The sequence below is a fragment of the Permianibacter fluminis genome (genome assembly GCF_013179735.1).
GTDB lineage: Bacteria > Pseudomonadota > Gammaproteobacteria > Enterobacterales > Permianibacteraceae > Permianibacter > Permianibacter fluminis.
Window position 1 is genome coordinate 1 of record NZ_JABMEG010000002.1, and the last position, 14,296, is coordinate 14,296.

Sequence of the window (14,296 nt, forward strand, 5' to 3'; positions counted from 1 at the left end):
TTGGCGACCATAGCGAGTGGGAACCACCCGATCCCTTTCCGAACTCGGAAGTGAAAACACTCAGCGCCGATGATAGTGTGGGCTTGTCTCATGCGAAAGTAGGTCATCGCCAAGCTCTTAATGCAAAGCACAAAACCCCGGTCCACAAGGCCGGGGTTTTGTGCTTTTACGGCTGGAATTTGCCGTGCGGTGGAAGTGATTTCTGCGTGATTCGATGCCGATGCACGTTCGGCGGCGACAAATTTTGCGATGGACCGAATGATGGTCGTGCATGGTGCCGGGTGTTTTTGATTGGCTGATCCGGCCATAATGACGCGCCATCCATGCCTCAAATGCGGAAAGCCAGTGCAATGATTCTGCCCAACGCGGCACTGACCAATACCTTCGGACTGCAGGTTCGCGCAAAGCAGTTTGTGCAGGCACACAGTCTTGACTCTTTGCGCACCGCGCTGGTGGAAGCGCAGCGCTCGAACTTGCCGCTGCTTATTCTCGGTGGCGGCTCCAACTTTTTGTTTGTCGCGCCGCAACTCGATGCGTTTGTCATTCAGCCTGCGTTGACTGGAATTCGCTATACCGCCATTGCTGATAACGACGTACTGGTCACTGCTGGTGCCGGTGAGGTCTGGCATCAGCTGGTGCTGGCGAGCCTTGAGCAGGGTTTGTGCGGTCTGGAAAATCTGGCGTTGATCCCGGGCTCGGTGGGTGCCGCGCCGATTCAGAACATCGGCGCCTATGGCGTCGAACTGGCTGACTGTCTGGTGTCGGTGCAGGCGATGGAGATCGCGAGCGGTAATTTGCGTCATTTCCACAAAACGGAATTGCAGCTCGGGTATCGCGACTCAGTGTTCAAGCGCGCACTCAAGGACCAATACCTCATCACCGAGATCACTTTGCTGCTGCACCGGCAGGCGCCGCTGAAAACCGACTACGATAGTCTGGCCAAGGAGCTTGCCAAGCAGGCCGCCGCGCCAACTTCCGCGCAGCCGAAATCCGGGTTGACTGCGCGCCAGGTGGCCGACGCGGTGATGGCGGTGCGGCGGGCGCGTTTGCCGGATCCGGCGGTGCTGGGCAATGCCGGCAGCTTTTTTAAAAATCCGGTGGTGTCGAACGCAACCGCCAATGCGTTGTTGCAGCGCTATCCCGCCATGCCGCATTACCCGCAACCGGATGGCTCGGTGAAGCTCGCGGCCGGCTGGCTGATCGAGCAAGCCGGCATGAAAGGCATTCGTCGCGGCCAAGCTGGCACCCATGAAAGCCAGGCGCTGGTCATTGTCAATCTCGGTGCGGCCACCGGTGCCGACTTGCTGGCGGTGGCCCGGGAAGTGCGTGACACAGTCCAGCAACAATTCGGTGTAACGCTGGAGCCGGAAGTCTGGATTATCGGCGCTACGCTGTAAGTCGCTGCGATCTCGATGAGCGAATCACTTGCCCTGTTGATATCGGATTTTCTGTTTCGTGTTGCCAAGGATTTGCCGTGACATTGTCATCTGCCCACGCCGCGCCTATTCCCACCGCCTTGCTGCAATTGCTCGCCGATGGTCGCGAACATTCCGGCACCGAGTTGGGTGAACGGCTGGGTATTTCCCGGGCCGCTATCTGGAAGCAATTGCAGGCGCTGGACGAACTCGGCATCGCACTGGAAGCGGTCCCCGGACGCGGTTATCGCCTGCGCGAGCCGCTTGATCTGCTCGATGCCGCGGCGATTCATGCCGCACTGGCCGGGCAGCTTGAACTGGCCTCCCTAGAGGTGTTTTCCCGCATCGATTCCACCAATGCGTTCTTTTTGAGTGATGACCGCCCGACCGAATCGAACTTGCGCGTTGCGCTGGCGGAACAGCAAACCGCCGGCCGTGGTCGCCGTGGCCGCGCTTGGGTTTCGCCGTTTGCCGGCAATATTTATTGTTCGATCAAACGCCAATTTCCCTGCGGTCTCGAAGGCTTGTCCGGGCTGAGTCTGGTGGTGGGCCTGGCGATCGCACAAGCGCTGGAAGCGCTTGGCATTGCCGGCGTGCAATTGAAATGGCCAAACGATTTGCGCGCCGATGGCCACAAGCTCGGTGGTGTCCTGATCGAGTTGGCCGGTGATGCTGGCGGCCCGTGCACCGCAGTGGTCGGTTTTGGCATCAATGTCAAAATGCCGAGCGATTCGGCGCAGACAATTGATCAGTTGTGGACCGATTTGCGCCAGTTGCATTCACAGCTGCCGTCGCGCAACACCATTGTCGCCGGCATTCTGTTGCGGCTGGCGCAGGCGTTGGCGCAGTTTGCCGAGGAAGGATTCGCGCCGTTCGCCGCGGCGTGGTCAGCGCGCGATGAGTTTCGTGGCCGGCCGGTGCAGATCACCGGCGTCAATGTGCAGCAAAGTGGCATCGCTGTCGGGGTTGATGAGCGTGGCGCGCTGTTGCTTGATACCGACAGCGGTCGACGTGCCATTGTTGCTGGTGAAGTGTCGCTGCGCGGGTCGGCTTAGCGCAGCAATCGATGCCGGATTTGTCGCGGCGTTACTCACGGTCCTTGCCTGCTTTCTGGTAAAACAGGGCCTTTTCCTCAGTCTGCTCCGCAAGAGATCCGCACCCATGTTGTGGCTGGATGTCGGCAATACCCGAATCAAATGGCAGCTGGACAGCGCCGATGGCGTGATTGCCGGTGCCGCCTTGCATGGCAGCGGCGACACGCTGGCGGCCGCGCCGATTTGGGCGGAGCTGCCGGCTCGCACCGAGGTTTGGGTCGCAAGTGTCGCCAGCGCAACGTTGCGGGCGCAAATTGATGCTCTCTGTGCTCAGGCCGGTTGTGCCAGCGTGCATTGGGCGGTCAGTGCCGCGCACATGGGCGGTTTGCACAACAGCTATGCCGAGCCGGCGCGGTTGGGCGTGGATCGCTGGTTGGCGATGTTGGCGGCATGGCGGGAAGCGTGCGGCCCGGTTGTGGTGATCGATGCCGGTTCCGCGATCACGGTGGACTGGGTTGACGAGCATGGTCGTCATCGTGGCGGTCATATCGTGCCCGGCGTCAGCTTGCTGGAACAGGCGCTGCGGCGCGGCACGGCCGCCGTGCGCGCCGAGCCCCAGACCAGTCGGTCGGTGTCGCCGGGCGTCAGTACCGATCAAGCGGTCAATCAGGGCGTTTTGGCCATGGCCGCCGGTTACCTGCGCTACGTGCTGACAGAGGCCTGGCCTGGCTGTGCTTCGGCGAGGTTGCTGCTCTGTGGCGGCGATGGTCCGCTGCTGGAGCCGTTTTTGCCGCGACCGGCCAGTTGGCGGGCGCAGCTGGTCTTGGATGGGCTGCGCGAGTATGCCCGTCTGCATGAACATCGGGAGTAAGGTCGGTGCGCTGGATCGTCATCAGCCTGGTGCTGATAAACGTGCTGATTTTTGGCTGGCGCTGGTGGGCCAGCGAGCCGGAGGTGCCGGCCGTGGTGGCGAAGCCGCCGGCTACGGAAAACCATGCCATCGAATTGCTGGATGAGGACTCGATAACTCCGGTAGCGGCATCAGACGATTCCGCGGTCGAGCCGGTCTCCGAGTCCGCAACGTCCGCCGAAGTGAGCGCTAGCACCGCTGCCGTTGCCACAGAATTGCCCGCTAGCGAGCCAGTAACGCCTGCCGACCCGGCGGCGGCAGTGACCACTACCTCAGCCGGCAGCGCCGCAAATGGCAACAGCGCGAACGGCAACAACAGCATCGCTGCCAGCGCTATAACCCCCGTCTCCACCGGTACCGCAGCAAACGGCGCCGGGGCGGTGCCGGGCGCCTCTGCAACTATGCAACCGATCGCCGCTGCGCCGGTGCCGTTCTGTGCCTGGACCGACTGGCAGCCTGCCCCGGCAAAGCCAGACACCGCCACACCGGATGCCGCAGCGTTGGTGGTCAAAACCGAAACCCGCGAACAGGAAACGGGCCGCAGCTACTTGGTCTACATCCCCGGCAAGGCCAGTCGGGAACAGACCTTGGCGCGTCTGGCCGAGCTCAAGGCCGCAGGGCTGGAGGCGGCGTTCCTGAACAAGGGGCCGCAGGTCGGCGGAGTTTCGCTCGGCTTGTTCAGCAAGGAAGAGTCGCTGCAGACCAAGCTGGCCGAGCTGAAGGCGGCCGGGATTGGCGATGCTCGCGGTATCGAGCGCATCCGTACCGAAAGCCAGCAACGCCAGTTATGGCGCTGGACTGGCGAAAAAACGCCCAGCCCCGTGATAAATCAGCAACTTGTTTCGTGTAATGACGTTGCGCCGGCGGCTTCAGGACAGTAGAATTTGCGCCCCTTTGCGGGAAGCAAGCTGTTGGGTGTGTCAGTCGGTGTGGCTCGGAATGAGCAGCGCAGTCAGGCAAATTCAAGAGCCCAATGCTGGCTTAGCTCAGTCGGTAGAGCAACTGACTTGTAATCAGTAGGTCGTGAGTTCGAGTCCCACAGCCAGCACCATCATTTCGCAAAGGACGCCCCGTCCGGGACGACAGCAAGCGGCTGACGCAGCTTGCAAAACCCCGGCCAGGTTGGCAGAATGCGCGGCCTTTGCGGCCGGGCTCAGCCAACCGCAAGGTGAGTAAATAATAAGGAGTACCCGGAGGGGTACCCGAGTGGCCAAAGGGATCAGACTGTAAATCTGACGGCACTGCCTTCGAAGGTTCGAATCCTTCCCCCTCCACCAGATTTTGGTGTTGCAGCAACGAGTTGATGGGAGCACGCGCCGGCTTGGCTGGCGCGGGTTCGACGAAGCAAGGCTTCGGAACGCGCGGGTATAGTTCAATGGTAGAACTCCAGCCTTCCAAGCTGGTAGCGCGGGTTCGATTCCCGCTACCCGCTCCACACTCCAGCAACACTGGCTCGCAAGAGCGCAGGATGTTGCTGATATAGCTCAGTAGGTAGAGCACTCCCTTGGTAAGGGAGAGGTCTCCGGTTCGAGTCCGGATATCAGCACCAGGATTCGGGTCGAATGGCCCGGCTGAGGGCTGCCGCACGTTTGCGGCGGCCCGTTTGTGTTAATGCCCAAATGGGCACATTTTTAACGGCGTAGTTCTAGTTACGCGCTCGCGGAGGCAGCCATGTCGAAGGAAAAGTTTGAACGTACAAAGCCCCACGTGAACGTGGGCACCATCGGTCACGTTGACCATGGCAAGACCTCGCTGACGGCAGCGCTGACCATTGTCACCGCGCGCAAGTACGGCGGCGAAGTCAAGAACTACGCGGACATCGACGCGGCGCCGGAAGAGCGCGCGCGCGGTATCACCATCAACACCGCTCACGTCGAATACGAATCGGCCAACCGCCACTACGCGCACGTTGACTGCCCGGGCCACGCTGACTACGTCAAAAACATGATCACCGGTGCTGCCCAGATGGACGGCGCGGTGCTGGTCGTGTCGGCTGCCGACGGTCCGATGCCGCAAACCCGCGAACACATCCTGCTGTCGCGCCAAGTCGGCGTGCCGTACATCGTCGTGTTCCTGAACAAGTGCGACATGGTCGACGACGCCGAGCTGCTCGAGCTGGTCGAAATGGAAGTGCGCGAACTGCTGAGCGCCTATGACTTCCCGGGCGACGACACCCCGATCATCCGCGGTTCGGCCAAGCTCGCCATCGAAGGCGACCAAGGCGAATTCGGCGAACAAGCGATCATGAAGCTGCTGGAAGCGCTGGACACCTACATCCCGCAACCGGAGCGCGCGATTGACAAGCCGTTCCTGCTGCCGGTCGAAGACGTGTTCTCGATCTCGGGTCGCGGTACCGTCGTGACTGGTCGTGTTGAGCGCGGCATCGTCAAAGTCGGCGAAGAAATCGAAATCGTCGGCCTGAAAGACACCGTCAAGACCACCGTCACCGGCGTCGAAATGTTCCGCAAGCTGCTCGACGAAGGTCGTGCGGGCGACAACGTTGGCGTGCTGCTGCGCGGCACCAAGCGTGAAGACGTCGAGCGTGGTCAAGTGCTGGCCAAGCCGGGCTCGATCAAGCCGCACACCAAGTTCGAATCGGAAGTGTACGTGTTGTCGAAAGAAGAAGGCGGTCGTCACACCCCGTTCTTCAAAGGCTACCGTCCGCAATTCTACTTCCGTACGACCGACGTGACGGGCGCCATCGAACTGCCGGAAGGCGTCGAGATGGTGATGCCGGGCGACAACATCAAGATGGTGGTGACCCTGATCGCCCCGATCGCGATGGACGACGGTCTGCGTTTCGCGATTCGCGAAGGCGGCCGTACCGTTGGCGCCGGCGTTGTTGCCAAGATCATTGCCTAATTTGCAGTTGCAGTAGTCGGCGGGAGCTAACCCCTCCCGCCGCTTCCTCAAAAAGGAAGACAGCTTGACGGGAAACGGCGTCAAGTTGGCAAGCCAAACCGTTTCACGATTTTAGGTCAGTAGCTCAATTGGCAGAGCGTCGGTCTCCAAAACCGAAGGTTGGGGGTTCGAGGCCCTCCTGGCCTGCCATTTTCTTGTTTGCCCGCGCCACTGGCGCGGCCAGACAAGCGGTAAAAAAACGCGCTGATGCGCGCTATGCCTCCGGGCACGAGACGACAGGACATGACGACCAACGTTGAACAGACTCCGACTCGCCTGGACTCCTTGAAGTGGATTCTGGTGGCCTTCTTGATTGCTGTGGCAGTCGTGGGCAACCAGTACTTCGTCGAGCAGGCTTGGTACTTCCGCGCGATTGGTGTGATCGTTGCGCTGGCAGTGGCCGCGGTAGTCGCCTTGCAAACCCAGAAAGGCCGTGATGCCTTGGAGTTTGCCAAAGAAGCGCGCACTGAAATTCGCAAGGTCGTTTGGCCGACTCGCCAGGAAACCGTGCAGACCACCATCATCGTTGCGATTTTCGTGGTTGTGATTGCGCTGTTCCTGTGGCTGGTTGACTGGCTGCTGGTGTGGGCGCTCGGCTTCATCATCGCCTAAAAGGAGAACGACAATGGCGATGCGGTGGTATGTGGTGCAAGCCTATTCCGGTTTTGAAAACCGGGTGAAAAAAGGTCTGGAAGAGCGCATTCAAATGCACAGTCTCCAGCACCTGTTTGGCAAAGTGCTGGTGCCAACCGAAGAAGTCGTTGAGCTTCGCGGTGGCAGCAAACGCAAAAGCGAACGCAAATTTTTCCCGGGTTATGTCCTGGTGCAGATGGATCTCAACGAAGAGAGCTGGCACTTGGTCAAGGAAACCCCGCGCGTGCTCGGTTTCATCGGTGGCACGCCAGAAAAGCCGGCACCGATTTCCGACAAAGAAGCCGATGCGATTCTGCATCGGGTCGAAGAAGGTTCGGAAAAGCCGCGGCCGAAAGTATTGTTCGAACCGGGCGAAATGGTCCGGGTCACCGATGGTCCGTTCGCGGATTTCAACGGTGTGGTCGAGACGGTCGATTACGAAAAGAACCGTCTGAAAGTTTCGGTCCTGATCTTTGGCCGCTCCACTCCGGTGGAACTGGACTTTGGTCAGGTCGAGAAGGGCTGATTGCGTAGGCAATCGGCCTGATGCCGTTTCTGCTGGTCAAGTGGCCGTAGAAGCGAACATCGAAAGGGGAGCCTCCCCGTATCGGATGTGAATCTTGATATCGGTGGGCGCGTTCGAACCCAATGAGGATTTTCACTCATGGCAAAGAAAGTACAAGCTTACGTCAAGCTGCAAGTCAAGGCCGGTATGGCCAACCCAAGTCCGCCGATCGGCCCAGCGCTCGGTCAGCAGGGCGTCAACATCATGGAGTTCTGCAAACAGTTCAACGCTCAGACCGACAAGGTCGAGAAAGGACTGCCGCTGCCGGTCGTTATCACCGTGTACAGCGATCGCAGCTTCACATTCATCACCAAGACGCCGCCAGCTTCTGTTCTGATCAAGAAATCGCTTGGTCTGGAAAGTGGCTCGTCGCGTCCGAACACCCAGAAAGTCGGCAAGATTTCCCGCGCCAAGCTGGAAGAAATTGCCAAGATCAAGCAACCGGATTTGACCGCTGCTGATCTGGAAGCGGCCGTGCGCACTGTCGCCGGTACCGCGCGTTCCATGGGCGTCGAGGTGGAGGTTTAATCATGGCCAAGCTTACCAAGCGCGCCAAAGCCATTCGTGCCGCCGTTGACCGCAGCAAAGTGTATGCGGCTGACGATGCGCTGAACCTGCTGAAGTCAGTCAGCAAAGTGAAGTTCGTTGAGAGCGTTGACGTTGCCGTCAACCTCGGTGTGGATCCGCGGAAATCGGATCAAGTCGTGCGCGGCGCCACCGTGTTGCCGAACGGCACCGGTAAAACCGTTCGTGTGGCCGTGTTCACCCAGGGTGCAAATGCCGAAGCTGCGAAAGCCGCTGGCGCTGACATCATTGGTATGGACGACCTGGCTGCCAGCATCAAAGCCGGCAAAATGGATTTCGATCTCGTTATCGCCTCTCCGGATGCGATGCGCGTGGTCGGTACCCTCGGCCAGATCCTCGGCCCACGTGGTTTGATGCCGAACCCGAAAGTCGGCACCGTGACTGCTGATGTGGCTCAGGCCGTGAAAAACGCCAAAGCCGGTCAGGTCCAGTACCGTACCGACAAGGCCGGTATCATTCACGCCACCATCGGCAAGTCGAGCTTCGAAGTGAACGCCCTGCGCGAAAACCTCGAAGCCCTGCTGACCGCCCTGCGTCGCGCCAAGCCGGCGACCGCAAAAGGTCAGTACATGAAGAAAATTTCCCTGTCGACCACCATGGGCCCTGGCGTCCAGGTCGACGCGGGCAGCCTGAACATCGGCGAGTAATCGCCGGTTTAGGTAGTAACTGATTTGCGGGTGCGTACGCGCACCCGAACGTTCTTTGGGTTGCCGTGCGGCGCCGCGTTCTTCACCGAATGCAGTGCCGGATACGGCAACCGTCAAAGACCGCAGGGGTTGCTGAGCAGGTGGCGGCAACTTAATACGACACCCTGCGCAGACGGTGATACCCGACTCATTCTCTGAGAGGGTCCACCGTGGGGGAGTCACTCTCCGGGTTTCGGCCTGAGGTGATTCAAACATGGCGGTTCCGTTGCAAGACGGAACATGTGGAGGTGAATCAAGTGGCACTTGGTCTCGAAGGCAAAAAGGCCATTGTTGACGAAGTCGCGGTCATTGCGGCCAAAGCGACGTCAGCAGTGTTGGCCGAATACCGTGGTCTCACGGTCGCCGAACTGACCTCGCTGCGCGTGAAAGCTCGTCAACAAGGCGTGTACATCAAAGTTGTACGCAACACGTTGGCGCGTCGCGCAGTAGAAGGCACCGATTTCGCCTGCCTGCAACCAGCGTTGGTTGGCCCGGTCATTTGCGCTTTCTCCCTGAACGAGCCGGCAACTGCCGCGCGCGTGCTCAAGGAAATCAGCAAGGGCAATGACAAATTCAAGGTCACCGCACTGGCGTTCGAAGGCAAGTTGATGGATGGCAAGCAGCTGGACTTTTTGGCCAGCCTGCCGACCAAAGACGAAGCCTACGCAATGCTGGCCCGCACCCTGCTCGAAATCCCGTCCAAAGTGGCGCGGGTTCTGCAGGCTGTTGCCGACCAGAAGCAAGCAGCGTAACCGTAATCATCCTTTTAGAATTGTTTGCAGGAGAATGAGCAATGGCTCTGTCGAAAGACGATATCGTTAACGCCGTCGCCGCGATGAGCGTCAGCGAAGTGGTCGAGCTGGTCAAGGCGATCGAAGAGAAGTTTGGCGTGTCGGCTGCTGCCGCCGTTGTTGCTGCTGGCCCGGCCGCTGCTGCTGCCGTGGAAGAGCAGACCGAATTCACGGTCAAGCTGACCGATTTCGGCGCCAACAAGGTCAACGTCATCAAAGTGATTCGCGAAATCACTGGCCTGGGTCTGAAAGAAGCCAAAGACCTGGTCGAAGGCGTGCCGAGCACCGTCAAAGAAGGTGTCTCGAAGGCCGATGCCGATGGCATCAAGAAGAAGCTGGAAGAAGCCGGCGCCAAGGTCGAAATCAAGTAAGGTTTCGCTTGGGCGATCTGGACCATTCCAGTCGCTGTGCATTGGGCTGGTGGCAAAACGCCACCGGCCTTTTGCCGCTTGCGAGAACCCGCGTTTGTGCGGGCGCTTGGCAGGCGTGTTGAGCAGGTTGCGTTTTGATACGGCCTTGCGGTCTGACGGGGAGCAAACCCGGCGGTCCAGGGTTGGCGCAGCACGGGGATAGTCGGTAGCACCGTATCAAGTACCGATTGTCGGTGGGTTTAGTCGAGTGAGGACGTGAGATGGCGTACTCGTATACAGAGAAAAAACGGATCCGTAAGGATTTCGGTAAACAGGCCAAGATCATTGAAGTGCCGGAGTTGCTGGCGATTCAATTGGATTCTTATCGGCAGTTCCTTTATGGCAGCAATGGCGTTGTCAAAATGGCCTCCGGTCTGGATTCGGCCTTCCAGTCGGTGTTCCCGATCAGCAGTTACTCGGGCAACGCGACTCTCGAATATGTCGCCTCGCATCTCGGTGAGCCACCGTTTGATGTCAAAGAGTGTCTGATTCGTGGCTTGACCTATGGCGCGCCGCTGCGGGTCAAAATCCGCCTGGTGATTTTCGATAAGGAAGCCAAGGCCGGTACCGTCAAGGACATCCGCGAGCAAGAAGTGTACATGGGCGAAATTCCGCTCATGACCGAAAACGGTACCTTCATCATCAACGGTACCGAGCGCGTCATCGTCTCGCAATTGCACCGTTCGCCTGGCGTGTTCTTCGAACACGACAAAGGCAAAACGCATAGCTCGGGCAAGTTGCTGTTCTCGGCACGGATCATTCCGTATCGTGGTTCCTGGCTAGATTTCGAATTCGATCCGAAAGACTGCGTGTTTGTCCGTATCGACCGTCGTCGCAAGCTGCCGGTTTCGATCCTGCTGCGCGCGCTTGGCTACACCAACGAGCAGATGCTGGACATGTTCTTCCAGCACAACGTTGTCCACGCTGGCGCCGAAAGCTTCGAGCTGGAGCTGGTGGCCGATCGTCTGCGCGGTGAAACCGCGGCATTTGATATCGTCGACAACACCGGCAAGACCATTGTCGAAGCCGGTCGCCGTATTACCGCTCGTCATGTCGCCGCACTGCAAAAAACCGGTGTTACCCGTCTGGCCGTGCCGGATGAGTACCTGTTTGAGAAAGTGCTGGCCAAGTCGATCATCAACACCAAGACCGGCGAAGTCATCGCCGAATGCAACGCGATCATCACCAAGGAAATCCTAGGTAAAGTTCGTGCTGCCGGTGTGGTCGAGTTCCGCACGCTGTACACCAACGAACTGGATCAAGGTCCGTTCATTTCCGACACGCTGCGAATTGATTCGAGCAAGAGCCCGCTCGACGCGCTGGTCGAAATCTATCGCATGATGCGTCCGGGCGAGCCGCCAACCAAAGAAGCCGCGGAAACGCTGTTCAATGGTCTGTTCTTCAGTGAAGACCGTTACGATCTGTCGCGCGTTGGTCGGATGAAGTTCAACCGCCGCGTTGGTCGCGAAGAAGTGACTGGCTCTGGCGTCTTGACCAAGGATGACATCATCGCTGCCCTGCGCACGCTGATCGAAATCCGCAACGGTCGTGGCCAGGTCGATGACATCGATCACCTCGGCAACCGTCGTATCCGTTCGGTCGGTGAAATGGCCGAGAACCAGTTCCGGGTCGGTCTGGTCCGGGTTGAGCGCGCGGTCAAAGAGCGTTTGTCGCAAGCTGAAAGCGAAAACCTGATGCCGCAGGATCTGATCAACGCCAAGCCGGTCTCGGCAGCGGTGAAAGAGTTCTTCGGCAGCTCGCAGTTGTCGCAGTTCATGGATCAGGTCAACCCGCTGTCGGAAATCACCCACAAGCGCCGCGTTTCGGCCCTTGGACCTGGTGGTCTGACGCGCGAGCGCGCCGGCTTCGAAGTGCGTGACGTGCACCCGACCCACTACGGTCGCGTTTGCCCGATCGAAACACCGGAAGGCCCGAACATTGGTCTGATCAACTCGTTGTCGGTATTTGCCCGCACCAACGAGTACGGTTTCCTCGAGACGCCGTACCGTCGCGTGGTGGACGGCAAAGTCACGATGGATATCGACTATCTGTCGGCCTATGACGAAAGCCAGTTCATCATTGCCCAGGCCAACGCCGGCACCGACAAAGAAGGTCGCCTGAACGAAGATCTGGTTACCGTCCGCCATCAAGGCGAATTCACGCTGTCCACACCGGACAAGGTGAATTACATGGACGTGTCGCCGCAACAGATCATGTCGGTCGCGGCCGCGATGGTGCCGTTCCTTGAGCACGACGACGCCAACCGCGCCCTGATGGGTGCGAACATGCAACGTCAGGCTGTTCCGACTTTGCGTGCCGACAAGCCGCTGGTCGGCACCGGCATGGAGCGCGCTGTAGCCGTTGACTCCGGTGTTGCCATCATCGCCAAGCGCGGTGGCGTCATCGATTTTGCCGACGCCAGCCGTATCATCATTCGCGTCAACGATGCGGAAGTGAACGTCGGTGAAGCGGGTGTCGATATTTACTCGCTGACCAAATACCAACGTTCGAACCAGAACACCTGCATCAACCAGCGTCCGATTGTGAACGTCGGTGATGTGGTCGCGCGCGGTGATGTGCTGGCGGACGGTCCGTCCACCGATCTCGGTGAGCTCGCCCTTGGCCAGAACATGTTGGTCGCGTTCATGCCGTGGAACGGCTACAACTTCGAAGACTCGATCGTCGTGTCCGAGAACGTCGTTCAGGAAGATCGCTTCACCTCGATTCACATTCAGGAACTGTCCTGTATCGCCCGTGACACCAAGCTCGGACCTGAGGAAATTACCTCGGATATTCCGAACGTTGGCGAGCAGGCGCTGGGCAAGCTGGATGAAGCCGGTATCGTTTACATCGGTGCCGAAGTGCAGCCGGGCGACATCCTGGTCGGCAAGGTAACGCCGAAGGGCGAAACCCAGCTGACCCCGGAAGAGAAGCTGCTGCGGGCGATCTTCGGTGAAAAAGCCAGCGATGTGAAAGACACCTCGCTGCGCGTGCCAGCCGGTATGGCCGGTACCGTCATCGACGTACAAGTGTTCACCCGTGATGGCGTCGAAAAAGATTCGCGCGCCGCGGAAATCGAAAAGGCCCAGCTCGACAAGATCCGCAAGGACTTGCTGGACGAGCAGCGCATTCTCGAAGACAACGCTTTTGCCCGTGCCCGCAATCTGGTGCTCGGTCAAGTCGCGGAAAAAGGCCCGGGCAAGCTGAAGAAGGGCGTCGCTGTTGATGCCGAGTTCCTGGACTCGCTGCAACGCGGTGAAGTGCTGCAGATTCAGCTGCGCGATGAACAGAAACAACAACAGCTGGAAGCGCTGGCGAACTACGTCGAAGAACAGAAAGACGTGTTCCACAAGCGTTTCGAGAACAAGAAAGACAAGCTCAAGCAGGGTGATGATCTGGCCCCGGGCGTACTGAAAGTCGTCAAGGTGTACCTGGCCGTTAAACGCCGCGTGCAACCGGGTGACAAGATGGCCGGCCGGCACGGTAACAAGGGCGTGATCTCGACCATTGTGCCGGTGGAAGACATGCCGCACATGGCCGATGGTCGTCCGGTCGACATCGTGCTGAACCCGCTGGGCGTGCCGTCGCGTATGAACATCGGTCAGGTGTTGGAAACTCACTTGGGCTGGGCTGCGCGTGGCTTGGGTCGTCGCATCGAAGAAATGCTGGAAAAGGAACGTGCCAAAGCAGTGAAAGAACTGCGCGGCTTCCTGGAAAGCGTTTACAACGACGGAGCTGCCAACAAGGTCGACATCAAATCGCTCAGTGATGATGAAGTCATCAACCTCGGCAAAAACCTGAAAGGTGGCGTGCCGATCGCTTCGCCAGTGTTTGACGGTGCCAAAGAAGAAGAGATCTTCAAGCTGCTGAACATCGCTTACCCAAGCGGTGATGAGCGGACCGAGCGTCTCGGCTTCAACAGCTCCAAAACCCAGATGCGCCTGTACGACGGCCGCACCGGTGATGCCTTCGAGCGTCCGGTCACCGTTGGCTACATGTACATGCTGAAGCTGAACCACTTGGTCGACGACAAGATGCACGCGCGCTCGACCGGTTCGTACTCGCTTGTTACCCAGCAGCCGCTCGGTGGTAAAGCGCAGTTCGGTGGTCAGCGCTTCGGGGAAATGGAAGTCTGGGCGCTGGAAGCTTACGGCGCTGCGTACACGCTGCAGGAAATGCTCACGGTCAAGTCAGACGACGTCAACGGCCGTACCCGCATGTACAAGAACATCGTCGATGGCGACCACAAGATGGAAGCCGGCATGCCGGAATCCTTCAACGTGTTGCTGAAGGAAATCCGCTCGCTGGCCATCAACATCGAGCTGGAAGACTCAAACTGATAGGGCGAGTGTGGATGGCAGCGGCG

General features: G+C 59.2%; 12 protein-coding genes, 5 tRNA genes and 1 rRNA gene. All 18 read left to right on the forward strand.

Features of this window, described 5'->3' with window-relative positions; all coding sequences use genetic code 11:
• The 18 genes from rrf (at position 1) to rpoB (ending at position 14,270) form a co-directional block, all read left to right on the forward strand.
• Positions 1–115: ribosomal RNA gene (gene rrf, locus HPT27_RS15300) — 5S ribosomal RNA — on the forward strand.
• A gap of 235 nt (positions 116–350) precedes the next feature.
• Complete coding sequence (gene murB, locus HPT27_RS15305) at positions 351–1,397, forward strand: UDP-N-acetylmuramate dehydrogenase (RefSeq protein WP_172245441.1); 1,047 nt, start codon at positions 351–353, stop codon at positions 1,395–1,397.
• A 77-nt stretch (positions 1,398–1,474) separates the two neighbouring features.
• Complete coding sequence (birA, locus tag HPT27_RS15310) at positions 1,475–2,470, forward strand: bifunctional biotin--[acetyl-CoA-carboxylase] ligase/biotin operon repressor BirA (protein ID WP_328820718.1); 996 nt, start codon at positions 1,475–1,477, stop codon at positions 2,468–2,470.
• A gap of 106 nt (positions 2,471–2,576) precedes the next feature.
• Positions 2,577–3,320, forward strand: coding sequence for a type III pantothenate kinase (locus tag HPT27_RS15315; protein ID WP_172245443.1), 744 nt, complete (start codon positions 2,577–2,579; stop codon positions 3,318–3,320).
• Positions 3,321–3,325: 5 nt separating this feature from the next.
• Positions 3,326–4,240, forward strand: coding sequence for a hypothetical protein (locus HPT27_RS15320; protein ID WP_172245445.1), 915 nt, complete (start codon positions 3,326–3,328; stop codon positions 4,238–4,240).
• A 94-nt stretch (positions 4,241–4,334) separates the two neighbouring features.
• Positions 4,335–4,410 (forward strand) — tRNA-Thr (locus HPT27_RS15325).
• Positions 4,411–4,551: 141 nt separating this feature from the next.
• Positions 4,552–4,636, forward strand: a tRNA-Tyr gene (locus tag HPT27_RS15330).
• Positions 4,637–4,720: 84 nt separating this feature from the next.
• Positions 4,721–4,794: transfer RNA gene (locus HPT27_RS15335), tRNA-Gly, on the forward strand.
• Between the two features lie 38 nt (positions 4,795–4,832).
• Positions 4,833–4,908, forward strand: a tRNA-Thr gene (locus HPT27_RS15340).
• Between the two features lie 122 nt (positions 4,909–5,030).
• Positions 5,031–6,221, forward strand: a complete 1,191-nt coding sequence (gene tuf / locus HPT27_RS15345) for an elongation factor Tu (RefSeq protein WP_172245447.1) — start codon at positions 5,031–5,033, stop codon at positions 6,219–6,221.
• A 113-nt stretch (positions 6,222–6,334) separates the two neighbouring features.
• Positions 6,335–6,410: transfer RNA gene (locus tag HPT27_RS15350), tRNA-Trp, on the forward strand.
• Positions 6,411–6,503: 93 nt separating this feature from the next.
• Positions 6,504–6,872, forward strand: coding sequence for a preprotein translocase subunit SecE (secE, locus tag HPT27_RS15355; RefSeq protein WP_172245449.1), 369 nt, complete (start codon positions 6,504–6,506; stop codon positions 6,870–6,872).
• Positions 6,873–6,885: 13 nt separating this feature from the next.
• Positions 6,886–7,419, forward strand: coding sequence for a transcription termination/antitermination protein NusG (nusG, locus tag HPT27_RS15360; RefSeq protein ID WP_172245451.1), 534 nt, complete (start codon positions 6,886–6,888; stop codon positions 7,417–7,419).
• A gap of 138 nt (positions 7,420–7,557) precedes the next feature.
• Entirely contained in the window at positions 7,558–7,986 is a 429-nt protein-coding gene (rplK, locus tag HPT27_RS15365) for a 50S ribosomal protein L11 (protein WP_172245453.1), read from the forward strand.
• A 2-nt stretch (positions 7,987–7,988) separates the two neighbouring features.
• A complete protein-coding gene (rplA, locus tag HPT27_RS15370; protein WP_172245455.1) occupies positions 7,989–8,690 on the forward strand; it encodes a 50S ribosomal protein L1 in 702 nt (233 codons plus the stop codon).
• A gap of 296 nt (positions 8,691–8,986) precedes the next feature.
• The gene (rplJ, locus tag HPT27_RS15375) at positions 8,987–9,481 is read left to right on the forward strand and encodes a 50S ribosomal protein L10 (RefSeq protein WP_172245457.1); all 495 of its coding nucleotides are present in this window, start codon (positions 8,987–8,989) and stop codon (positions 9,479–9,481) included.
• A 41-nt stretch (positions 9,482–9,522) separates the two neighbouring features.
• Entirely contained in the window at positions 9,523–9,891 is a 369-nt protein-coding gene (gene rplL, locus HPT27_RS15380) for a 50S ribosomal protein L7/L12 (RefSeq protein WP_172245459.1), read from the forward strand.
• Between the two features lie 260 nt (positions 9,892–10,151).
• Positions 10,152–14,270, forward strand: coding sequence for a DNA-directed RNA polymerase subunit beta (rpoB, locus tag HPT27_RS15385; protein WP_172245461.1), 4,119 nt, complete (start codon positions 10,152–10,154; stop codon positions 14,268–14,270).
• Positions 14,271–14,296 lie beyond the last annotated feature (26 nt).

What these genes read in the sequence shown, in the direction of transcription:
- murB (WP_172245441.1), top strand. Translation starts at nt 351, where the DNA reads ATGATTCTGCCCAACGCGGCACTGACCAATACCTTCGGACTGCAGGTT.
- HPT27_RS15315 (WP_172245443.1), top strand. Translation starts at nt 2,577, where the DNA reads ATGTTGTGGCTGGATGTCGGCAATACCCGAATCAAATGGCAGCTGGAC.
- tuf (WP_172245447.1), top strand. Translation starts at nt 5,031, where the DNA reads ATGTCGAAGGAAAAGTTTGAACGTACAAAGCCCCACGTGAACGTGGGC.
- secE (WP_172245449.1), top strand. Translation starts at nt 6,504, where the DNA reads ATGACGACCAACGTTGAACAGACTCCGACTCGCCTGGACTCCTTGAAG.
- nusG (WP_172245451.1), top strand. Translation starts at nt 6,886, where the DNA reads ATGGCGATGCGGTGGTATGTGGTGCAAGCCTATTCCGGTTTTGAAAAC.
- rplK (WP_172245453.1), top strand. Translation starts at nt 7,558, where the DNA reads ATGGCAAAGAAAGTACAAGCTTACGTCAAGCTGCAAGTCAAGGCCGGT.
- rplA (WP_172245455.1), top strand. Translation starts at nt 7,989, where the DNA reads ATGGCCAAGCTTACCAAGCGCGCCAAAGCCATTCGTGCCGCCGTTGAC.
- rplL (WP_172245459.1), top strand. Translation starts at nt 9,523, where the DNA reads ATGGCTCTGTCGAAAGACGATATCGTTAACGCCGTCGCCGCGATGAGC.
- rpoB (WP_172245461.1), top strand. Translation starts at nt 10,152, where the DNA reads ATGGCGTACTCGTATACAGAGAAAAAACGGATCCGTAAGGATTTCGGT.